This window comes from Eikenella corrodens (assembly GCF_003990355.1).
In the GTDB taxonomy this organism is placed as follows: domain Bacteria; phylum Pseudomonadota; class Gammaproteobacteria; order Burkholderiales; family Neisseriaceae; genus Eikenella; species Eikenella corrodens_B.
On sequence record NZ_CP034670.1, the window covers coordinates 2,005,591 to 2,027,706 of the forward strand.

The 22,116-nt window shown below is 55.4% G+C and carries 22 protein-coding genes and 3 tRNA genes; 12 read left to right on the forward strand and 13 right to left on the reverse strand.

Annotated elements, in window-relative coordinates:
- Positions 1-32 precede the first annotated feature (32 nt).
- Together ELB75_RS12540 and ELB75_RS10075 are read left to right on the forward strand one after the other, a co-directional pair.
- Complete coding sequence (locus tag ELB75_RS12540; RefSeq protein WP_164726875.1) at positions 33-365, forward strand: G protein-coupled receptor family protein; 333 nt, start codon at positions 33-35, stop codon at positions 363-365.
- Positions 280-630, forward strand: a complete 351-nt coding sequence (locus ELB75_RS10075) for a YcxB family protein (RefSeq protein WP_164726877.1) — start codon at positions 280-282, stop codon at positions 628-630. Before ELB75_RS12540 ends, ELB75_RS10075 begins: the two co-directional genes overlap by 86 nt.
- 80 nt (positions 631-710) lie before the next feature.
- Here ELB75_RS10075 and ELB75_RS10080 read toward each other — a convergent pair whose 3' ends face one another.
- From ELB75_RS10080 to ELB75_RS10095, 4 genes are all read right to left on the reverse strand, one after another.
- Positions 711-1,589, reverse strand: a complete 879-nt coding sequence (locus ELB75_RS10080; protein WP_126983797.1) for a YicC/YloC family endoribonuclease — start codon at positions 1,587-1,589, stop codon at positions 711-713.
- A gap of 64 nt (positions 1,590-1,653) precedes the next feature.
- Complete coding sequence (locus ELB75_RS10085; RefSeq protein WP_164726879.1) at positions 1,654-2,526, reverse strand: DMT family transporter; 873 nt, start codon at positions 2,524-2,526, stop codon at positions 1,654-1,656.
- 54 nt (positions 2,527-2,580) lie between these two features.
- Positions 2,581-2,928 (reverse strand): hypothetical protein, encoded by a 348-nt coding sequence (locus tag ELB75_RS10090; RefSeq protein WP_126983798.1) that lies wholly within the window; start codon positions 2,926-2,928, stop codon positions 2,581-2,583.
- Positions 2,929-3,104: 176 nt separating this feature from the next.
- A complete protein-coding gene (locus tag ELB75_RS10095; RefSeq protein ID WP_126983799.1) occupies positions 3,105-3,758 on the reverse strand; it encodes an IS1595 family transposase in 654 nt (217 codons plus the stop codon).
- A gap of 18 nt (positions 3,759-3,776) precedes the next feature.
- Here ELB75_RS10095 and ELB75_RS10100 point away from each other — a divergent pair.
- Together ELB75_RS10100 and ELB75_RS10105 are read left to right on the forward strand one after the other, a co-directional pair.
- A protein-coding gene (locus tag ELB75_RS10100) for an IS630 family transposase (protein ID WP_241236133.1) occupies positions 3,777-4,612 on the forward strand; the annotation gives its coding sequence in 2 pieces (ribosomal slippage) (positions 3,777-4,080 and positions 4,080-4,612; 837 coding nt in all).
- Between the two features lie 189 nt (positions 4,613-4,801).
- Positions 4,802-6,835 carry a M3 family metallopeptidase gene (locus ELB75_RS10105; protein ID WP_126983800.1) on the forward strand — a complete coding sequence of 678 codons (2,034 nt, stop codon included), beginning with the start codon at positions 4,802-4,804 and terminating at the stop codon, positions 6,833-6,835.
- Between the two features lie 463 nt (positions 6,836-7,298).
- Here the strand turns inward: ELB75_RS10105 and rplI are convergent, their stop codons facing one another.
- The 7 genes from rplI to ELB75_RS10140 form a co-directional block, all read right to left on the reverse strand.
- Positions 7,299-7,751, reverse strand: coding sequence for a 50S ribosomal protein L9 (gene rplI, locus ELB75_RS10110; protein WP_126983801.1), 453 nt, complete (start codon positions 7,749-7,751; stop codon positions 7,299-7,301).
- A 19-nt stretch (positions 7,752-7,770) separates the two neighbouring features.
- Complete coding sequence (gene rpsR / locus ELB75_RS10115) at positions 7,771-8,001, reverse strand: 30S ribosomal protein S18 (protein WP_003822340.1); 231 nt, start codon at positions 7,999-8,001, stop codon at positions 7,771-7,773.
- 5 nt (positions 8,002-8,006) lie between these two features.
- On the reverse strand, positions 8,007-8,255 hold the full coding sequence (locus tag ELB75_RS10120) for a primosomal replication protein N (RefSeq protein WP_431306046.1): 249 nt from the start codon (positions 8,253-8,255) through the stop codon (positions 8,007-8,009).
- A 58-nt stretch (positions 8,256-8,313) separates the two neighbouring features.
- Complete coding sequence (gene rpsF / locus ELB75_RS10125; protein WP_049259193.1) at positions 8,314-8,688, reverse strand: 30S ribosomal protein S6; 375 nt, start codon at positions 8,686-8,688, stop codon at positions 8,314-8,316.
- A 251-nt stretch (positions 8,689-8,939) separates the two neighbouring features.
- Positions 8,940-9,015 (reverse strand) — tRNA-His (locus ELB75_RS10130).
- 12 nt (positions 9,016-9,027) lie between these two features.
- Positions 9,028-9,104: transfer RNA gene (locus tag ELB75_RS10135), tRNA-Arg, on the reverse strand.
- A 38-nt stretch (positions 9,105-9,142) separates the two neighbouring features.
- A tRNA-Pro gene (locus ELB75_RS10140) sits at positions 9,143-9,220 on the reverse strand.
- Positions 9,221-9,592: 372 nt separating this feature from the next.
- On the opposite strand from ELB75_RS10140, the gene folD reads away from it, so the two are divergent.
- The gene (folD, locus tag ELB75_RS10145) at positions 9,593-10,456 is read left to right on the forward strand and encodes a bifunctional methylenetetrahydrofolate dehydrogenase/methenyltetrahydrofolate cyclohydrolase FolD (protein WP_126983802.1); all 864 of its coding nucleotides are present in this window, start codon (positions 9,593-9,595) and stop codon (positions 10,454-10,456) included.
- 119 nt (positions 10,457-10,575) lie between these two features.
- Here the strand turns inward: folD and ELB75_RS10150 are convergent, their stop codons facing one another.
- Positions 10,576-10,953: a hemerythrin domain-containing protein gene (locus ELB75_RS10150; RefSeq protein ID WP_126983803.1), complete on the reverse strand. Its 378-nt coding sequence runs from the start codon at positions 10,951-10,953 to the stop codon at positions 10,576-10,578.
- 127 nt (positions 10,954-11,080) lie between these two features.
- Here ELB75_RS10150 and hemC point away from each other — a divergent pair, with 127 nt between their 5' ends.
- The 7 genes from hemC to ELB75_RS10180 all read left to right on the forward strand — a co-directional run bounded on the left by hemC (position 11,081) and on the right by ELB75_RS10180 (position 20,317).
- Entirely contained in the window at positions 11,081-12,019 is a 939-nt protein-coding gene (hemC, locus tag ELB75_RS10155) for a hydroxymethylbilane synthase (protein WP_126983804.1), read from the forward strand.
- 232 nt (positions 12,020-12,251) lie between these two features.
- A complete protein-coding gene (locus ELB75_RS10160) occupies positions 12,252-12,719 on the forward strand; it encodes a CPCC family cysteine-rich protein (RefSeq protein WP_206501451.1) in 468 nt (155 codons plus the stop codon).
- Between the two features lie 47 nt (positions 12,720-12,766).
- On the forward strand, positions 12,767-13,570 hold the full coding sequence (locus ELB75_RS10165; protein ID WP_126983806.1) for a tetratricopeptide repeat protein: 804 nt from the start codon (positions 12,767-12,769) through the stop codon (positions 13,568-13,570).
- A gap of 466 nt (positions 13,571-14,036) precedes the next feature.
- On the forward strand, positions 14,037-16,025 hold the full coding sequence (locus tag ELB75_RS12915; protein ID WP_241236071.1) for a TonB-dependent receptor plug domain-containing protein: 1,989 nt from the start codon (positions 14,037-14,039) through the stop codon (positions 16,023-16,025).
- Positions 16,013-17,473, forward strand: a complete 1,461-nt coding sequence (locus ELB75_RS12920) for a TonB-dependent receptor domain-containing protein (protein ID WP_241236072.1) — start codon at positions 16,013-16,015, stop codon at positions 17,471-17,473. The genes ELB75_RS12915 and ELB75_RS12920 overlap by 13 nt, the downstream gene beginning before the upstream one ends.
- Before the next feature lie 235 nt (positions 17,474-17,708).
- Entirely contained in the window at positions 17,709-18,665 is a 957-nt protein-coding gene (locus tag ELB75_RS10175; RefSeq protein ID WP_126983807.1) for a Slam-dependent surface lipoprotein, read from the forward strand.
- Between the two features lie 170 nt (positions 18,666-18,835).
- Positions 18,836-20,317 (forward strand): surface lipoprotein assembly modifier, encoded by a 1,482-nt coding sequence (locus tag ELB75_RS10180; protein ID WP_126983808.1) that lies wholly within the window; start codon positions 18,836-18,838, stop codon positions 20,315-20,317.
- A 347-nt stretch (positions 20,318-20,664) separates the two neighbouring features.
- Here ELB75_RS10180 and ELB75_RS10185 read toward each other — a convergent pair whose 3' ends face one another.
- The gene (locus ELB75_RS10185) at positions 20,665-22,005 is read right to left on the reverse strand and encodes an anaerobic C4-dicarboxylate transporter (RefSeq protein WP_126983809.1); all 1,341 of its coding nucleotides are present in this window, start codon (positions 22,003-22,005) and stop codon (positions 20,665-20,667) included.
- Between the last annotated feature and the right edge of the window lie 111 nt (positions 22,006-22,116).

Below are 22,116 nucleotides of genomic sequence, written 5' to 3' on the forward strand. Positions count from 1 at the left end.
ATATCCCGCCAATCTAATCCCCGGAGTCCCCCATGCAAGTCAGCTACCTCTTCAACCAACACGACCCTTCCTACAAAGCCGTCTGCGCCCTGATTACCAAAGAAATCGTCAAAACCAGCAAACTTCCTAACCTGGTAGGATTGGGCGACCTTATCCTCCTGCTGCCATTTTTCCCGGTTACGGCTTGGTTCTGCTACAGCCTGAAACAATCGCTTGAAGCCTACGGCCTTTCCGACGACCCCATGTTTGCCAGCCTTGCCGCCGCCTGCCTGCCTGCCCATGATTGCCTACGCCTTCCTCGTTTCCACCTATTCCCTGATTGTGCGCCCCAAATGCATCGACCGCATTTATTCCAAATTGTTTGAAGCCATGAACGTTTTAATCGAAGGGCGCAACACCATCACCCTCCAATCCGACGGCCTGCTGCACGTTTCGGAAAACGGCCAAACCCAAACCCTTATCCGCTACCCCGCCATCACCCGCCTCTCCAACCTGCACCGCCACCTCGTTATCCGTATCGGCCCCATCTATTTATATGCCGTCCCCCACAGCGCCTTCGCCAACGATGAAGAATGCCGCCGATTTACCGAATTGCTGCAAAAGCATACCGGCCTCTCTGTAGAAAACTGAAATATTGCCATATCGCCATCCTCAGCCAAACAAAAGGCTACCTGAAACTTTCAGGTAGCCTTTTCCCATTCTTCAGGACATCACTCGATATTCTGCACTTGCTCGCGCATCTGCTCGATGAGCACTTTCAGTTCCACCGAAGCCTGGGTGCATTCGGCGGCAATGGATTTGCTGCCCAGCGTATTGGCTTCGCGGTTGAGTTCCTGCATCAGGAAATCCAGGCGCTTGCCGATGCTGCCTTTGGGCTGGCTACTCACGATGCGGCGCACTTCGGCGATGTGGGTGCGCAGGCGGCTGAATTCTTCATCCACATCTGCCTTCTGCATAAACAGGGCAAACTCTTGCTGCAGGCGGTCGTTTTCCACGTCGCCCACCGCTTCGCGCAACCGCTGGCGCACTTTGTCCATATGCTGTTGCAGCAGCTGCGGGAAAGCGGCGGCCAAAGCGTCCAGAATTTGCTCCATTTGTTGCAAACGCTGCAGCAGGTGTTGCTGCAACTGCTCGCCCTCGCGGCTGCGGGCTTGGTTGAAGGCAAGCAGCACTTCGTTGATGAGCTGCAGCACGGCTTCGTCTAAATCGCCGGTTTCTTCCACCGGAGCAGCCAGCACGCCGGGGAAAGCGAGGATGTCGGCTACACCCAAACGTTGAATATCGGGATGTCTCTCACAGATTTTCTTGTTGATTTTAGCCAGCCGGGCAACCAATTTTTTGTTCAGCCGCAATTCTTGCTCGCCGCCGGTCTGATCGCCGTGGTGCAGCTGGATGCGGCATTCGATTTTGCCGCGCGCGGCGTGGGCGGATACGGCTTCGCGCAATGCGCCTTCGAGGTGGCGCAGGTCTTCGGGCATTTTGAATTGGATGTCGAGATAGCGGTGGTTGACCGCGCGCAGTTCGATATACAGGCGTTTGCTGCCATGTTCGGCACTGCCGTTGGCAAAACCGGTCATGCTGTTGATCATAATTCTCTCCTTTAAATACAGTGGATAAATTGTTCGCCTTGCTTTCAGGTAGCCTTTAAGCCCCCTATTTGCCCTTGGCAAAGCTGCCCAATACACCGGCGCCTACAATCACCAACATACCGATGATTTCGTGCCAGCTGGTGCTGTCGCCCAGCCAGAAAATGCCCAGCAGGGTGGAAAACACCACGGTGAGGTAGGCCAGCGAAGCCACGGTGAGCTTGCGCCCCACTTGGTAGGCACGGGTCATCGCCAGCTGGCCGAGCGTACCGGCGGCACCCAGGCCGAGCAGATAGGGCAGCGATTGGGCGGTGGGCAGCTGCCAGCCGTTGATGCAGGCCAATGTGCCCGACATGGCGGTGGCCACGCAGCAGAAGTAGAACACCACGCGCCAGCTGGGTTCGCCCAACTGCGAGAGTTCACGCACCTGCAAATATGCCCAGCCGGAACACACGCCGGAAATCAGGCCGATGAGGCCGGCAAGCTGCTGCTCGGCGGCAATGGTGGGCTGGAGCAGGATAATGATGCCGCCAAAACCCATCAAGAGCGCGGCCAGCATCAGCGGGGCAATTCTTTCCTTAAGGAAGATGAAAGAGAGCAAGGCCAAAAACAGCGAAGAGGTGTAATTGAGCGTGATGGCGGTGGCCAGCGGCAAGCGGGTGAGCGCGAAGAACGAGAGCAGGAGCGCCACCGAGCCGGTGATGCTGCGGTTGAGGTGCGATTTCAGATAGGGCGTACGAAAGGCGTGCCCGCGCCACCATTCGGGCAGGCCGATGGCGAAAAGGCCGAACAACATGCGCCAAAACACCAGCTCGTTGAAGCTGAAGCCGAAACGGCTGCCGGCGGCTTTGGCAAACGCGCCCATCAGGGCAAACAGGGCGGCGGAAACCACCATCCAGCCTGAGCCCAGGCGGTCGACACGCAGAGCGGGATTGCTCATAACATCATACAAAACAAAATAATATGCTCAAAATTGCGGCAACTCCGCAATCCATCATGCTTCATACTGCAGCGGCATCCGGGTCGCACCAAACGGATTCTCACACATCATGCTTGCAGCCGCCACGCCTGTGATGCATATCTCGCTGCTAAATGCGTCCAACCCGTGCCGAATATTGCCGCCCACCACCCAATGCCGCCCCAACTGTTGGGCGAAATCCAACAGATGAAACACGCCCTGCGGCCAATTTGGCGCATTCAATTTCACGACAAACCCACCCTCTTCTGTCATTGCCTCACCATGATACGGCTGCAAACTTTGCTGGATTTTATGGATAGTTTGCCGCTTGGCAACGGAAGATTGAGCAGCGAGGGAGAAGTTGAGGTAAACGGTTAGCTCCATGATTGCCGATGATTTATAGTGAATCAACAAGAACCAGTACAGCGTTGGCTCGCCTTGCCGTACTATAGTCAATTAAAAACAAAATAGTACAATACTTAACTTTGAAGGTCTAACCATGGCATATTCTGCGGACTTAAGAAACAAAGCTTTAAACTAGGGGCTGACGTAGATTAGCTCTAAATTCCACACCAATCCCGCAGGGTTTGAAGCTGCCGGGACGGTGTGCCGAAGTTAAACCGAAATTCGCATTCTTTCAAGAACAGCGGGAAAGATTTGCGGTTGATTCCGTTGTATTTGCGCAAGACGCGTTTTGCCTGATTCCAAAAATTCTCAATGCCGTTGATGTGGTTCTGGCGGTCTGCAAATTCCTTGGAATGGTTGATGCGGTAATGGATAAAGCCGCTCACATCCAACTTGTCGTAGCTGCCCAGACTATCGGTATAAACAATACTGTCCGGCATGATTTTCTTTTTAATGACAGGGAGTAACGTTTCAGACTTGGCATTATCCACCACAACGGTATAGACCCGTCCGTTGCGTTTCAGGATGCCAAAGACAACCACTTTTCCTGCCGCACTGCGACCACGTCTGCCTTTACGCCGTCCGCCGAAATAGCTTTCGTCCAACTCGACAGGCCCCTCGAAAACCTCATCGGCAGCCAAGGCTAAATAATGGCTGATGACCATACGGATTTTACGGTAGAACAGAATGGCGGAGTTGGGCTGAATGTCTAAAATATCGGCAGCGGAACGAGCGATAACTTGGAGCACAAAAAATTCAAGCAGTTTCTTTTGAACTCTCTTGCTTAATTTACAATTGGTTATCTTCATCCTCGTAGCCTAGCATAACTGCTAATCTACGTCAGCCCCTTAAACTATTACGAACAATGCAAAAACATCAGCCGAACCGCAGCAACGTTTCACTTGTCAAGAAACACGCTTTACCTGTGGATTCGCCTTAAAAAACAAACAGGCAGCCTAAAACATCAAGTTACCGGTCTAAACGCCGTCAAATTGGATAGGCAAAAACCGGCTCAATATGTTGGGCAACACCAGGATGCCTATCTGCATGAAATCGCCAAACATTTTGATTGTACGGCAGCCGCCGTTTGCTATGCGCTCAAACAGATGGGGATGACGCGCAAAAAAAGACCACCGCTTACAAAGAACAAGACCCGGCCACAGTAACGCATTATTTGACACAGCTGGCCGAATTTTCCGACTACCAACGTGTTTATTTGGATGAAACAGGATTTGACCGCTACCTGTTCCGTCCCTATGCCCGCAGCCTGAAAGGGCAAATAGTGAAAGCGCAGATAAGTGGAAAAAGATACCAACGCTTATCTCTGGTGTCCGCACAAGTCGGCAACCGGCTGATTGCTCCGATGGTTTATCAAAATACGATGACCGGAGTCTTTTTTGAAGCGTGGTTTCAGCAATGCCTGCTGCCCGCATTGACTCAAAAATCGGTGATTATTTTAGATAATGCACGATTTCACCGTATGGGTGTCTTACGGGAAATGGCGGAAAAATTGGGACATAAGGTATTGCCTCTTGCACCTTATTCACCTGAGCCCAACCCGATTGAGAAGGTGTGGGCGAATATTAAGCGGTATCTGCGAACCGTATTGTCTGATTACGCCCGATTTGACGATGCGCTACTGTCCTATTTTGATTTTAATTGACTATAGTACGGCAAGGCGAGACAACGCTGTACTGGTTTTTGTTAATTCACTATACTTATTTTCAGGTAGCCTCAAGCTGCCTCAAACCCAGGCTACCTGAAAACACCAATTAACACTGCCCCTGCCCTTGTGAAAACCCGCCCTGCCCCTATTTACCCGTATCATCCCCCCATCATCAAAGGACAACCCGTGAATCCCCTGCTCCAACTCGGCGAAGAGCCGCGTTTCGACCAAATCCAAACCGCCCACATCCGCCCTGCCCTCGAATCCGCCCTTGCCGAAGCCAGGGCCGGCATTGCTGCCGTCAAGGCTCAAAGCGAGGCCACCTGGGCCAATACCGTGGAAAAACTCACCGACATCACCGAGCGCGTCGGCCGCATCTGGGGCGTGGTATCGCACCTCAATTCCGTGGCCGACACCCCCGAACTGCGCGCCGTGTATAACGAGCTAATGCCGGAAATCACCGTATTCTTCACCGAAATCGGCCAAGACATCGAGCTCTACCAGCGCTTCAAAACCATCAAAAGCTCCCCCGAATTCGCCGCCCTAAGCCCGGCACAGCAAACCAAGCTCAACCACGACCTGCGCGATTTCGTGCTCAGCGGCGCCGAGCTGCCGCCCGAAAAACAGGCCGAATTCGCCGCCCTGCAAACCGAAGGCGCCCAGCTGGCCGCCAAATTCTCACAAAACGTGCTCGATGCCACCGATGCCTTTGCCCTCTATTTCGACAATGCCGAGCCGCTCTCCGGGCTACCTGAAGACGCCATGGCCATGTTTGCCGCCGCCGCGCAGGCCGAAGGCAAAAGCGGCTACAAAATCGGCCTGCAAATGCCGCACTACCTCGCCGTGATGCAATACGCCGACAACCGCGAACTGCGCGAAGAGGTATACCGCGCCTACGTTACCCGCGCCAGCGAGCTTTCCAACGAAGGCCGTTTCGACAACAGCCCCAACATCACCCGCCACCTCGAAATCACCCTGCAGGAAGCCAAACTGCTGGGCTATGCCAACTTCGCCGAGCTTTCGCTGGCCACCAAAATGGCCGATTCGCCCGCGCAAGTGCTGGATTTCCTACGCGATTTGGCCAAACGTGCCAAACCCTTCGCCGAGCAGGACTTTGCCGCCGTGCAGGCCTTCGCCCGCGACACCCTCGCCATTGAAAACCCGCAACCCTGGGATTTGGCCTACGCCTCCGAAAAACTGCGCCAGGCCAAATATTCGTTCAGCGAAACCGAAGTGAAAAAATATTTCCCCGTGGGCAAAGTGCTCCTTGGCCTGTTCGCCCAAATCAAACGGCTCTACGGCGTGGATTTCACTGAAAAAACCGTACCCGTATGGCATCCCGACGTGCGCTATTTCGAGCTCTCGCAAAACGGCGCGCACATCGGCGGCGTGTATATGGATTTGTACGCCCGAGAAGGCAAACGCGGCGGCGCATGGATGAACGACTATAAAGGCCGCCGCCGCCTGCCCAACGGCCAGCTGCAAAGCCCCACAGCCTATCTGGTGTGCAACTTCACCCCGCCCGCAGCCGGCAAAGAAGCCCGCCTCTCCCATGATGAAATCCTCACCCTTTTCCACGAAACCGGCCACGGCCTGCACCACCTGCTCACCCAAGTGGACGAACTGGGCGTGAGCGGCATCAACGGCGTGGAATGGGATGCCGTAGAGCTACCCAGCCAGTTTATGGAAAACTTCGTGTGGGAATACGATGTACTGCGCGGCATGTCCGAGCATGAAGACAACGGCGCACCGCTGCCGCAGGAATTGTTCGACAAGATGCTCGCCGCCAAAAACTTCCAGCGCGGCATGTTCCTCGTGCGCCAAATGGAATTCGCCTTGTTCGACATGCTGATTTACAGCGAAACCGATCCCGCCCGTCTTTCCGGCTGGGCTCAAGTGTTAGACAGCGTGCGCCGCGAAGTGGCCGTAGTGCAGCCGCACGCCTACAACCGTTTCGCCAACAGTTTCGGCCACATCTTCGCCGGCGGCTACTCGGCCGGCTACTACAGCTATGCCTGGGCCGAAGTGCTCAGCGCCGACGCCTACGCCGCATTTGAAGAAAGCGGCAATGTGGCCGAATGCGGCCGCCGCTTCTGGCAGGAAATCCTCGCCGTGGGCGGCTCGCGCAGCGCCGCCGAATCTTTCCAAGCCTTCCGCGGCCGCGCCCCCAGCATCGACGCCCTACTCCGCCATAGCGGCTTTGATTTAAACGCTGCCTAAACCGTAGGATAGAGAAAAGGCTACCTGAAAATTTTAGCGTTGCAGACACTGCGCCGCGCTTCGTTTTCAGGTAGCCTGCTTATTGCATCAACTCTAGCCTTACCCAATAGACATCGAGAGTCAACTGCAATCATAGGCAGCATAGAAATACGGCAGAGGGCAATAGCATCAGAGAAAGAAATCATGAAGAAATCAACGTCTCGCTAAGCTCCCCACCATATTCCATTGCCATCTCACCGGATAGCTTCTTATGAACATAACCGCTGTAGCGAATTATAGTGGATTAACAAAAATCAGTACAAGGCGGCGAGCCGCAGGCAGTACACACGTTACGGCAAGGCGAGCCAATGCTGTACTGGTTTTTGTTAATTCACTATAAAATTTCTTCATCCCTCAGCCATAAAATAAAGGCTACCTGAAATATTCAGGTAGCCTTTTTGATGCTGCAGACAACAATGCAGACTTATTCTGCGGTCGGTACAACAACCACAGTAATATTGGCCACGGCATCGGTATGCAGGGCAATTTCGATTGCGTATTCGCCAACTGCTTTGAACGGGCCATTGGGCAGGCGTACGTTGGCTTTAGCAGCTTCCACACCAAATGCACGGATGGCTTCGGCGATGTCGGCGTTGGTTACAGAGCCAAACAGACGGCCGTCCACGCCGGCTTTTTGGGCGATGGTGATGGTTTGGCCTTCCAATTTGGCTTGACGGGCCTGTGCATCGGCCAGGATTTCAGCCTGACGGGCTTCGAGCTCTGCACGGCGGGCTTCGAAATCGGCCAGGGCAGCTTCGGTTGCGCGTTTGGCTTTACCTTGCGGAATCAGGAAGTTGCGGGCATAGCCGTTTTTTACGGTTACTACATCGCCCAGATTACCCAAGCCGCCAATTTTTTCTAACAGAATGATTTGCATAATATAAATTCTCCGTTAATTATTTGTGTTGGTCGGTGTAGGGCAGCAGAGCCAGGAAACGGGCGCGTTTTACGGCCACAGACAGCTGGCGCTGATAGTGAGCTTTGGTGCCGGTAATGCGGGCGGGGATGATTTTGCCGTTTTCAGAAATGAAATCTTTCAGTAAATCAACTGACTTGTAATCTACTTGTTTGATGCCTTCTGCAGTAAAACGGCAGAATTTTCTACGTTTAAATGTTTGACGAGCCATCTCATTCAACCTTTATTTTCAATAATTGTCTGTATATGCAATATGGGGCGGCGGTATTTTTGGCTGTAAGCTGCAAGAAATCCGGATATATCCACCATACTGCCTGCTTTGTGTTGCCAGAGTTTTGCCTGTTCGCCGATTAATTTCGCCTGGAGTTCAAACCGGGCCAAATAGGGTTCGCCTGCTTCGGTTTGCCACGATTCATGCTCTAACATCAATCCCAATACGGCTGTGCCGGCCGGGGTGTAGCGCAAGGTGTCGGCATCTTTGATGCGGGCGGTAAGGCTTACAGTATTGTTCAAAATCTCACGCTTAGGCTTCGGCGGCAGCTTCTTCCTGAGGCTGGCCGTTCAGCAGGTTTTTGGATTTTTCTTCCTTCATCATGGGAGAAGCCTCAGTAACGGCTTCGTCCATTTTGATGGTCAGGTGGCGCAATACGGCGTCGTTGAAGCGGAAACCGGTTTCCAACTCTTCGATGGCAGCCGGGGTGCATTCGATATTCATCAGCACGTAGTGTGCTTTGTGCAGCTTGTTGATGGGATAAGCCAACTGGCGGCGACCCCAGTCTTCCAAGCGGTGAATGTGGCCGCCAGACTCGGTAATCAAGGTTTTGTAGCGTTCAACCATGGCGGGCACTTGCTCGCTCTGGTCGGGATGAACGATGAATACAATCTCGTAATGACGCATGTTATCTCCTTATGGCTAAATACAGCCCGCCGTCATGCGGAAACAGCGGGCAAGGGGTGAAAAACGCGGCATTATATCGGCAAAATACAACGTAAGCAAGCATTTGCTGAGTAGAGTGTGGTGATTGTAGCTTGGTATGTGTGCAATATTTCACACAGTGAACACAGGCTACCTGAAAAAGAAGATTCAATAACTTGGAAGTGAGTTTGGGATATAAAAAACCCGTATGCCGAGGCATACGGGTTTCAATTTGGGGTGGCTGATGGGGCTCGAACCCACGACAACCGGAATCACAATCCGGGGCTCTACCAACTGAGCTACAGCCACCATAAAACTTTATGGCGCGCCCGACAGGAATCGAACCTGTAACCGCCCGCTTAGAAGGCGGGTGCTCTATCCGGTTGAGCTACGGGCGCTCTACCTATCCTGTCGTTCACAATTTTTCGGAGAACTTTGGTCGGGGCGGTGGGATTCGAACTCACGACCCTCTGCTCCCAAAGCAGATGCGCTAACCAGACTGCGCTACGCCCCGATAAGAAAGGCGAATTCTACTCATACTGCTTTTACCCTGTCAAGCAAGTAATGCAAAATTAAATATCAGTTTTGATTTATTTGTATGGTTTCATGCTAAATAACAGCATGTTAATTGAAGACCTGCTTACAAATCATCAGTGCATATATGCATAAGAAGCTTAACATGGCCAAAGCCTCTTCCAACCTAAAAGTGTTATGAACAACATGCTATAATTGCCAAGCCAACAAGCGTTGAAATCTCAGCAAAATAGTCGGCTGTAGCATATGTTGCTGCATAAAAGATTAATACATGATTTAATTTTTACCCGAGGCAGCCATCCAGCCCGTCCAGTTTACTTCTCCACCCAACCCGACAGAAAAGGAACAGCCTATGACAGCCCAGATTCTCGATGGTAAAGCCGTTGCTAACGAACGTCTGCTGAAACTTGCCGACAAAGTGGTCGAGCGGCGCAAACAAGGCTTGCGCCCCCCGTGTTTGGCTGTTTTGCTGGTTGGTAGCGATCCTGCCAGTGTTGTGTATGTGAACAACAAAAAAATTGCCTGTGAAAAGGCTAATTTCGACTCCCGTTCCTACGAATTGCCGGCTTCTACTAGCGAAGAAGAACTGCTGCAACTGATTGACGAACTCAATGCCGCTCCCGATGTGGACGGTATTTTGGTGCAGCTGCCCTTGCCGGCACACATTAACAGCCAATCAGTTATCGAGCGTATCCAGCCTAATAAAGACGTGGACGGCTTCCACCCCTATAACGTTGGCCGCCTGGTCGTGAAAATGCCGCTGATGCGCCCATGCACCCCCAAGGGCGTGATGACCTTATTGGAAACTTACGGCGTGGAGCTGCGCGGCAAGAAAGCCGTGATCGTGGGCGCATCCAATATTGTCGGCCGCCCGCAGGCGCTGGAAATGCTGCTGGCCGGTGCCACGGTTACCATATGCCACCGCTTTACTGCGAGTTTGGAAGACGAAGTTTCTGAAGCCGATGTAGTGGTGGTGGGCGTGGGTAAGCCCAAGCTGATTCAGGGCAGCTGGATTAAACCCGGCGCCGTGGTGGTGGATGTGGGCATCAACCGGTTGGCAGACGGTACGCTCTGTGGTGATGTGGATTTTGAAGCCGCCAAAGAACGCGCTTCCATGATTACTCCTGTCCCCGGCGGCGTAGGCCCGATGACCATTGCCACCCTGCTGGAAAACACCTTCTACGCAGCCACTCTGCACGACCAACCGGCAGCCTAGGAGCATATCGGTGCACAATAAAGGGCAAACAGCCATATCGACTGTTTGCCTTTGTTTTTCAAATGATATAACCACCAAAAGGCTACCTGAAATTCTATTGGGCAAGCCGCACAATATTTTCAGGTAGCCTCTCCCTCTTCCCCAAAGATTTCCTGAAACGCCTGAAACAGCTCGCGCTCTTCAAAACGCGCATGGCCGCGCAGGGTTTCGGCAAAAACCTTCATCCAATCGGGATTGTCAAACTCGGGCGCAGCCAGCATTCGTCGCAACAGCGCATGTTCATCCTCGAAACGCCGCTGCATTTCCGGCTGCGCCAATTTGTCCCACCATGGCGCAAACAGCGTTTCCTCATCGGCAAAATGCGCCAGCAAATCATCTTTCTGCTTGGCAAAATCGGCACGGTGGTCGGCGGCAGGGTCGCGCAGGATGCGGGCACACATGGCCAGCGAATGGTGATGGTCTTGCGACAGCGGAATCAGCAGGGGATGGCGTTTCATTTTTCAGGTAGCCCGAAGTGGTTGTACGATAGACGGATTATATAGCGGGCAGCGCAAAACGCCCACAAACACGCCGCCGTTTCATGATAGACTGCCCGCCGTTTGCCATTCCGTTTTCCTAATTGAAATGATTCCGCAAAAACTCGTTATCGCCAGCCGCGAAAGCGCCCTCGCCATGTGGCAGGCCGAACACATCCAATCCCGCCTGCGCGCGCTCTACCCCGACTGCGAAGTATCCATCCTCGGCCTCACCACCCAAGGCGACCGTATCCTCGATAAAACCCTCTCCAAAATCGGCGGCAAAGGCCTGTTTGTGAAAGAGCTCGAACAAGCTCTATCCGACGGTCGCGCCGACCTTGCCGTGCACTCCATCAAAGACGTGCCGATGGTATTGCCCGGAGGCTTTGCCTTGGCCGCCGTCTGCGAACGCGAAAGCCCGTTTGACGCCTTCGTTTCCAACGACTACCGGCGGCTTGAAGACCTGCCCGCCGGCACCATTGTCGGCACGTCCAGCATGCGCCGCGAAGCCCAGCTGCGCGCCCGTTTCCCGCAGCTTCAGGTAGCCCCTTTGCGCGGCAACGTGCAAACCCGCCTTGCCAAACTCGATCGGGGCGACTACGCCGCCATCATCCTGGCCGAAGCCGGCCTCAAGCGCCTCGGTCTCACCCAGCGTATCCGCCACACCCTCTCCCCCGCTGACAGCCTGCCCGCCGCCGGCCAAGGCGCGCTCGGTATCGAAATTGCCGCGCACCGCAGCGAACTGCTGCCCCTGCTCGCCCCGCTGAACCACGCCCAAACCGCCGCCTGCGTTACCGCCGAACGCGCCCTCGCCCGCGCGCTGGGCGGCAGCTGCCAAGTGCCGCTGGCCGCCTACTGCACCGAGCAAGACGGCTTGCTCACCCTGCACGGCTTGGTCGGCCATCCCGACGGCTCCGTCATCCTGCGCGAAGAAGCCCAAGCCCCGCATGAATACGCCGACGCCCTCGGCCGTGCCGTCGCCAAAAAACTGGCCGACAACGGCGCCCAAGAGCTCATCGCCGCCGTACTGGCCGATCAGGCTACCTGAAAATAGTGCGGCAGCGAAACCAGACGGTATCAGCGCAATATTTCAGTCAAACCCAGGCATATGCCGCCCAAACGTTTTCAGGTAGCCTTTACTTTGGGGCTACCTGAAAACATCATTACCAATGAAATGAAAAGATAAGTAGCGTTGTCATCCGGTACCAACACACTCAAAAGTGATTTCCCGCATGCTAATAGACCGCGAACAAGCCCGGCGCCTGCTGGCTGAATACGAAATGAGCCAACTCTCCAGCGAACAAAAGCCCAGCCTAGTTGTGGATTATTGGTGTTCGTTTGAAGATTTTAGCATTGGCCACGAATTAAAATCCTTTCTAGCCAACCATGAAGCCGAAAATCTAAGCGAATACACAGATTTTTTCCGCCCCATCGTCCTTATCGGTTTGGCAGACCAATATCAAATCTTCAACAACAAATACCTGGCTGCAGAATTAAAACGGCATACTCAAAACGAATTTCAAGTAACCGGCAATGAAAAACAAGCCTTATCATCCTGCTCCTGCTGCTCGTTTTATTCCCTCAGCCCTCCGGTTGATTACGCTGTTTGCCCGATTTGCCAATGGGAAAACGACGGCACAAGCGGCGAGCAATACTCTGCCATCAACCGCAGCACGCTCAGCCGATACCGAGAAAACTTCCTAGAAAACCATTCAAAAAGCGCACTGCAAGCCAAATACATTTTTTAAACGGTTCTGCACAGCAGCCGTCTAAAACCCCCAGAAAGGCAGAAACCATGAATCCTAAATCCCTCTACCGCGCCGCCCTGCTCGAATACCTCTTTTACGCCTCCTTAACCGCCGACCCGGCCGAAGCCCGCGCCGCCTACCGCACATACCGCCAACTCGCCAAAAAAGGCTGTCCCGACAGCTGGTTCGGCCTCGGCCGCGCCCGCCAGTACGGTTACGGTGTCAAACCAAACCCCGCAAAAGCCGAAAAATATTACCGCCGTGCCGCCAAACTCGGCCACGCCGAAGCACAGGAAGCCCTCGGCTGCCTATACGAATTTGCAGAAAAGCCCGACTACCGCCGCGCCCGCAAATGGTATGCACGCGCCGCCGCCCAACGCAGCAGCGACGCCCCCAATGCCGCCTACCGCCTCGGTTATCTATATGAAAAAGGCCTGGGCGGCAAAAAAGACATCCAGGCCGCCTGCCGGCTCTACCGCCGCACCGCCAAAAACGGCCACGCCGATGCCCAACGCACCCTCGGCTACCTGTACGAAAAAGGCCTCGGCCTGCCCGAAAACCATGCCAAAGCCCGCAAATGGTACGCCCGCGCCGCCCTGCAGGCAGATGCCACCGCCTGCAACAACATGGGCTTCCTCTACTACAACGGCAAAGGCGTGCGCCGCAGCAAAAGCCTAGCGAAAAAATGGTACAAACTCGCCGCCCGCGCGGGCAGTATCCTTGCCTTATCCAATCTCGGCGTTCTCTATGAAGATGCAGGCCGTCTGAAAAAAGCCGTCCGCTACTACCGCCGTGCCGCCGAGGCAGGCAACAAATATGCCGCCAAGCAATTGAAGCGGCTGGATAAGTAAACATCGGCCGTTTCAGACGGCCTTCTAAAGAGGCTACCTGAAAACAAAAATCGGCGTGTGTGGGCCAGATGATGAAATCCGGCCCACACACGCCGATTGCCGCTTATCCGAGTGTTGCACTTGAAATCCGAATCCAAGAGCCTTTTTCCCGGTTGGCCATAATGCCAAGGCAAACTGTATTATGCTTAACCTTCAGGTAGCCTGCACAAGAATGGCTTGCAACAAACATTATTAAGAGATAGCGGCTCAATCCCCCCATGCCATCTGTCGTTCCGGTATGCCACACAAGGGCTACCTGAAAACAGCCAAGCACAGCAGCAACCGGCAGGCAACAACGATTGGCTACATTATTGAAAACAGTTCCTATTTCTGTTATTGTCTGCGTACCGCATCATCTAGATAATTCCCTATAAACAATAGGGAATTTAATCTTCCTTCCGCTTCTCTTCCCTTATATATGACAATCATGACAACCCAATCTTTTTGCCCTAAGCTGTTGGTCGTGCTGCTGACCAGTGCCTTTGCCCATATGCAGGCTGTAGCCGATTCTGCCGTTGCCAAGAATGACAGTACGCCGCCTACCGTAGAACTCGAAACCATCGAAATCCGAGGCCGCCGTCCCGACCAGCGCGGCGCCGACGACGTATACCGCAAGAACGTGTCCAATGTTTACGTCGGGCGCGAATATCTCGAGCGTTTCCAAGTCAATGCTGCCGGCGACGTGCTCAAAGGCCTGAACGGCGTGTACAACATGAACACCCGTACCGCCGGCGGCGCGATTACGCCCAACATACGCGGCATCACCGGCAAGGGCCGCATCCCCGTTACCGTAGACGGCACCGAACAAACCGTAGACGTATGGATGAACAACTACGGCGTGGGCGACCGCAACTACCTCGACCCCGCCCTGTTCCGCAGCATCGCCGTGGAAAAAAGCCCGGCGCTCACACGCGGCGTGAAATCCGGCGTCGGCGGCGCGGTAACCATCCGCACCATCGAAGCCCAAGACATCGTGCCCGAAGGCGAACGCTGGGGCTTCCAATTCAAAAGCGAGTTTTCCAACAACAGCCGCCGCCCGGCCAACGACCTCAACCAATGGCTGGGCTGGGAAGACTACCGCACCCTGCCCTTCGGCGCCACCGCCGACGGCGCGGGCGGCGGTTCCGACCCGCTGACCGGCCAGCAAAGCCCGCAGGCACTGGTGGCCGACGGCCTCGCCCCACCCGCACACAAAAGCGGCCGCGACAATTGGCGCTTCGGCGGCGACCGCAGTTATATGGCCGCCGCCGCCTTCAAAACCGAACTTTCAGACGGCCTAGCCGCCTACAGCTACCGCAACAAAGGCAACTACTTTGCCGGCACCAAGGGGGCGGAAGGCTACCTGAATAATCCGGTATACGACCTGCAACGCTGCTACGACCAAGGCGGCAGCGATTTCAACTGCAAAAACTCCGCCACCTTTATTCCGAATATGGCGCGCATCTACCACCCCGGCGTGGAAGTGATCAACAGCAACACCGAAACCAAAACCCTGCTGTTGAAAAACAACTGGCACCTGCCCGACAGCCACAACCTCGGCTGGCAGTATATGCGCACCGACGTGCGCTTCGGCGAAATCAACCCCTTCCACACCACCTATGTGATGAATATGGAGGAACACAACCCGAGCAGCCGCCCCAAAGCACTGTCGCCGCAGGTGCAGAGCATCGATTCCACCATCCGCACCGACACCTACAAACTCGGCTGGGGCTGGAAGCCCGAAGGCAGCCGCTGGCTCGATCTGCAAACCAATTTGTGGCGCATCAAAACCGACAGCACCCGCCACCAGAGCGGCGGCATGGAATTGTCTGTCGCCGGGCGCGATCTGTATTACGATGCCTGGCATTGGTGCAACCGGCGCGGCCAGCTGCCGCCCGAGCAAGCCGACTCCTACGCCGACTGCAACGAGCTGCTGGACGATTTCGGCATCAGCGGCATGAGCAAAGAAGAAGTGATGCGGCTGCTGCCCAACGACAACGGGCGGTTCCGCGTACTCTCCGGCGCCGAGCAGAAAACCAGCGTCAGCCGCACCGGATTCGATATCAGTAACCGCTTCCGCCCGCATCCGCGCCTGAGCATGACCCTGTCCGCCGACTATCAGAAAGAAAAGCTGGAGGAAGAAGTGGAAATCGTCAATTCAAAAGACCTGTTCAACCTGGCCGGCATGGCCACCGGCATGACCAAGCTGGCCGGCCCGCGCGGCGGCGAGCGGCGCGAATGGGGGACGAACCTGGTGTTCGACTGGCAGGCCACCGACCGCCTGAAAATCTCCGCCGGCATCCGCTACCACAATTTCAGGGGCTTCGATACCGCCCTGGCCGAAGGCCGCGCACGGCGCGATCCGCGCTATCGGGCGGGCCAGGAGGGAACAGCATATATAGGGCGGGGGCCTATCTACCTTATATGGAATTGGTAAGCGATCAGGAACAGCGCGACTGGGATGCGGTGGCCGAACAGCGCCGTCAGGCCCGTCTATCCGGCGATGCCGCCGCCATTGCCGCCGCCGAGCAGGCAGAGCGGGTGCACGGTGCCAAATATAATCTGCCGAAATACGATGACGGCAGCGATGAATACTATACAGACAGCTACCGTCGTATCGATAGCAATGGGTATGCCTACTATTACGATTGGCAATTGCCTTTGCCTTCCAACCACAACTCTCCCCTATATCGGATGCGCCCGGTTTTTGTTCCTTATGTCAACGGCAAGCTGGACAGCCGCGTATGGGAACAACACTATCATTCCGGTATGTTTGAAGAAAAAACAGACAACCCGCAGGGATTAAACGGCAGCTACAACCGTTATTGGCTGCACGGAGACCGCTCTCCCTATGCCTCAGGTTATTACGGTTGCGAGAAAGACATCCCGGGCTGTGCCATGCTTCGGCGTAAATTAAGCGATAGCGGTGAAGGCACACTAGTCCCGGGCTTGGGCCAAGGCATAGTGACCCGCAGATACACCGAAGAGCAATACTGGGCAATGCCCAAACCGATACGGGCGCATGCCTGGGCGCCGACCATTGCCGTCAGCTACGATTTAACCGACAACAGCCGCTTGTTCGCACGCTACGCACAGATGACCCGCTTCCCCAGTGTGTATGAGGTTGGCAGTTTTTATAATGATGTGGCTTATGTCGGCAAGCCGACAGCGCCGACTTTCCGCTTCAAACCCGAACGCAGCCGCAGCTGGGAAATCGGCTACAGCTTTGATTTCGCCCCCTATTGGAGCAAGTTGCGCGCCGGCGATATCCGCCTCACCTACTACCGCAACCGGATTGAAAACGTAATCGAAACCACCGATTATTTCCGCACCACCCAATACGACCGCAAAGACACCGCCGGGCTGGAATGGCAGAGCCGTATCGATACCGGCCGTTTCTTCGCCTCCCTCGGCGCCACCTACCGCCTGAAACAGCAGATGTGCGACCGCGATATGGCTTTTGATTTCGACCCCTACGGCTACAAAGGCGTGCCGGTCTGCATCGAAGGCGGCTACGGCAGCACGCGCGGCTATCAGGCCTTGCAGCCGAAATATTCGATTAATCTGGATGCCGGTGTGCGCCTGCTGGGCGAACGGCTTGAACTCGGCCTACGCGGCATCTACCATAGCAGCGTCAATACCAAGCAATACGACGCCCTGTTACAAAAAGAATTGGGCTATATTTTCAACACCAGCGGCAAGCCTTACCATTGGCGCCCATCTTTAACTTGGGATGTCTATGGCCGCTATCAGCTGCATAAAAACTTGGGTGTGAATCTCGGTATCACCAACCTGACCAACCGCTACTATCTCGACCCGATGTCCAACGTGCCCGCCCCCGGGCCGGGCAGAACGGTTACCTTCGGCCTCACCGCCAAATTCTAGCCATCAAGGCTACCTGAAAAACACCGTTTGCTATACAGCCGGAATTTTCAGGTAGCCTGACCGGCACACCGGCCGAAAACAGGCCGGCAGAAAGATAACGATACAGACGCATCACGGAACAACACAAACCCAACCACCCCCGCCTTTTGGGGCAATGGTTTTTACCGTTTTTTCCGCCTTCGGGCGGCAACAAAACGGGGCTTCTCGTTTAATCACTTTTTATAAGGAGACAATTATGTCTATGCGTAATCAAACCCTGTTGGCCGTATTGCTGTGCGGCGTTTTCGGTGTGGCTGTGGCAGCACCCGGTATCCGAGAATACGGCGGTTCTTCCGAGCTGGATAATGTAGACCCCGGTATGTCGGAGGCACTGCCTTTCGGAGCCGGCGAGGCCGGTTTGCGCTTCACCAGCGGCAACCACTGGTCAACCAGTATCAATCTGGAAAAAGGTCCGGTACAACATATCCGCGCCAAATATAATGACCGCAATAAGACACCGATACCAATTAACGGTACTGACCCCTATGCCAACGTTAATGGCACTCGAAATCCGCAATATCTGACCCTGCGCGATGTCGCCCCGGTTATCGGCTGGTTCTACAACCCCAAACTGGGTCAGGTGTGGTATGAAAACCGCCACAACAACACCGAAGTGCACAGCGTGCGCCAGATGGCCAACCCGGCCATTCCTGCCGCACCCAAATTCGGCGGCCTGGTCATCGCCAAGGTGCCGGGTATGAACGGCAGCGACGGCAACGTGTTCTTCGGCGAATGGGCGCCGCGCGCCGGCAACCCGCCGCAAAACAGCACCGACCTGAATATGGGCGACAGCCGCCGCACCGTTTGGTATGTGGGCGACAACCCAACCACCAATATGCCGAATTTGGTTAATGCACAATACAATGTGTTGGGTGTGAACAAACACACACCGGGTCAGAACGACTTCTACACCGGCACATTAACTGCCAATTACGGCGGCAGTAAAGGTTCTTTGATTGGCAATCTGACGCGCGGTTCGGATAGCATTGACTTTGCCGACACCAATATTAATTCTCGCGGCATATTTGACAACGGCAAGGCTAACGAACACATCAGCGGCCGCTTCTACGGCAGCGGCGCGGAAGCCTTGGCCGGTATTGTTGACCGTGCAGGTGTTGACAAAGACGTAGCCTTCGGCGGCCGCAAACAATAGCCGCAGCCACGGCAAGCCGCACACATTGGTTTTATAGCAGACAAAGACGGTCTGAAACGCTTCAGGCCGCCCTTATGCCGACACCCAAACCATTTTCAGGTAGCCTTTATCCCAATCGTCAAACAAACACCGCAGGCTACCTGAAAAACCATTCCCGGAAGCCCAGGCCCATGAACAAACCCCTCAGCCTCGCCCTCTGCCTGCTGCTGCCCTCCTTCGCCCGTGCCGACGACACCGACGACGAACGCCGCCTGCTCGACGAGGGCAGCCGCCAAACCCGGCAATACCGTGAAAGCAGCTGGCTGGGCGGGCAGGATGCCGCCGCCGTAGAGGACGACAGCGGCTACATCAATATAGGCGGACAGGTTTATTCCGTCGGAGACACGGCCGAAGAGCTGGAAAGCGCGATTTACCACGCCATCAACGCACGACAATGGCACAAGGCCGAACAATTCGCCGCCCGCTACGCCACACTGCCGCAGCACAAACCCTCGCTGCCCGACTTGGCCGCCGGCCTGCAGGCACGCGCCCGGGGCGACTACCGCCTGGCCGCTGTCCGGTTCAAACGCGCCGCTGCCGCCGAACCCGGCAATGCCCGCATCAGCCTCGAACTCGCCCGCGTCTATACCGAAGACAACCAAAACCGCGAGGCCGCCGCCGAATTCCGCCGTGCTGTCGATATCGGGCTGCCTGAAGAAACCCGCGCCTTAGTCGGCCAATATCAAAACGAACTGGGCAGACGCCGCAGCTGGCACGGCCAACTTAGCCTCGGTTACGGCTACAACAATAACATCAACCAAGGAAACGGCAGCCGCCTGTGCGTGTGGCAAATTGCCGGCATCTGCCTGATGGAGCGCGTACTGCCGCAGCCGATAGCATCCGGCCTGTGGCAATACAGCGCCACCGCCCTGCGTACCCTCCCGCTTACCGGCCACCACGGCCTGCACCTGCGCGGGCTGGCCTACGGCACCCGCTACCGGCGCGAAGACCCGCAGCAAACCGTTTCCCCCGACTACAGCTACCACACCGCCGCCCTCTACGCCGGCTACGACTACGCCGACATCCGTAACCATTTCACCCTGCTGCCCTATTTCGAGCACGACTTCCGTAACAAACACACCCACTACCGCGCCTGGGGCATCGATGCCGAATGGGCGCGCACCCTGTCGCCGCGCTGGCAGATCAGCCTGCGCGGCGGTGCCAAACGCCATCATTACAGCGGGGAAAACCGCCGCTATTTCGCCGACTACAGCCAATACGAAGCCGGACTCGGCGCCGAATGGGCGGCAGGGCGGAGTTGGGGGCTGTTTGCCAACCTCGACACTGCCCGCAAAGCCTATACCGAAGCCGCCGCCTCCAGCCGCGAATACGCCGCCCGGCTCGGCCTTTACAAAATGTTCGGCCAAACCGCCTACGCCAACCTGCTGCTGATGCACCGCCGCAGCCGCTACGGCGCGGCCAGCTTCGTCAGCAACGGCAAACGGCGCGAAGACAGGCAATACGCCGCCGTCGCCGCGCTGGGCTTCCCGCGCTGGCAGTGGCACGGCATTTACCCCGAGCTGCGCTTCAGGCACACCGTAAACCGCAGCAATGCAGACTACTACCGCTATCGGCAAAACGAAGTGCTATTGAACCTGCGTTATCGGTTTTAATGGCGCTCTTATCGAAAAATTTACAGTCGGGAAGCCGGCATTTCATGGATGAAGAGCCGGTAACGCCTTTGCCTCGGAATATCTGTCGCTCCGACATGCCACGCAAAGGCTACCTGAAAGCAGTAATCCCAACGAAATCAAAACAAACGGCTTGAGTGCTTGGGCAATTATAGTGGATTAAATTTAAATCAGGACAAGGCGGCGAGCCGCAGACAGTACAAATAGTACGGCAAGGCGAGCCAACGCTGTACTGGTTTAAATTTAATTCACTATAACCTTTCAGGCAGCCTTTCCCAAAACAAAACGCCCGAACCAAAGCCCGGGCGCGTATATTCCAATCAAACCGTTCAGCCGAAGAACATCTTGGAGAACAGCAATCCAAAAGCCAAGCTGAAGCCCATGCTCAGCAGGCCGGGCAGCATAAAGCTGTGGTTAAAAATATATTTGCCGATTTTCGTCGTGCCCGTGCTGTCGAAATCGATAGCGGCAATAATCGGGCCGTAGTTCGGAATGAAGAAATAGCCGTTCACTGCCACGAATGTACCGATGATAATCGGTGCGGGCACGCCCAGCGAAATGGCCACCGGGAACAGCGTCGCCACGGTGGCGCCCTGGCTGTTCACCAACACGGAAAGCACAAACAGCGCAAAGGCAAACGCCCACGGTGCGCTCTGCACCAAGCCGGACACTGCCTGCTGCACTTCGTCCAAATGCCCGTGCATCAGCGTATCGCCCAGCCAGGCCACGCCAAACACAGCAATCACCGCGCGCATACCGGCATGGAACACCGAGCCCTGCGTAATCGCATTGCCGTCCGGTTTGCAGGTGAGGATAATCAGCGCGGCAGCGGAAAGCATCACGATTTCAATGGTATGCGCCATCCCCATCGGCTTATCGTTAAACACCGGGCGCAGCGAGGGCATCGCGCCGAGCAACACCACCAAAATGGCGGCAAACAGGAAAATCCCCACCGAAACCTTAGCCTTGCCGCTCACTTGCGCATCGGCGGCCACGGTTTCCGTATCATACAGCTTGCTGTAGGCCGGGTCTTGCAGGCGGCGTTGGTATTCCGGGTCGTCTTTCAGCTCTTTGCCCATCCGGTTCACCAGCACGCAGGCAATGCCGATGCCGATGATGGTGGAGGGCACGCTCACTTTAAGCACGTCTGCCATCGTAATATGCTGTGGCTCGAGATAGCTCACGCAAGCCACCACTGCCGCCGCAATCGGGCTGGCCACAATGGCAAACTGCGAAGCAATCACCGCCATGGTGAGCGGTCGCTCCGGGCGGATGCCGTTTTTGCGGCTCACTTCCGCAATCACCGGCAGCACGGAATAGGCCACATGCCCCGTGCCGGCCAAAACGGTGAAGGTGTAGGTAACCATCGGCGCGATAAAGGTGATGTATTTCGGGTTTTTATGCAGCACGCGGGTGGCGATTTTAATCATATAGTCCAAACCGCCGGCCGCCTGCATCGCCGCCGCCGCCGACACCACCGCCATAATCATCAGCATCACATCAATCGGCGGGCTGGTGGGCTCCAGGCCGAAACCGAACGACAATATTGCCAAACCTATGCCGCCGAACACGCCCAAGCCGATGCCGCCCACCTGGGCGCCGGCCAAGATGCACAACAGCACCACGGCAAACTGGATAAAAAACTGCGCATGTTGAGCAAAGAAGCTCATTATGGTCTCCAAAGTAAACTTATGTATGCAAAAAATGGCGCTGAGTTTACCAAACTTTATCACACAAATAAAACGGATTTTATTTTCAGGTAGCCTTTATACAATCTAATG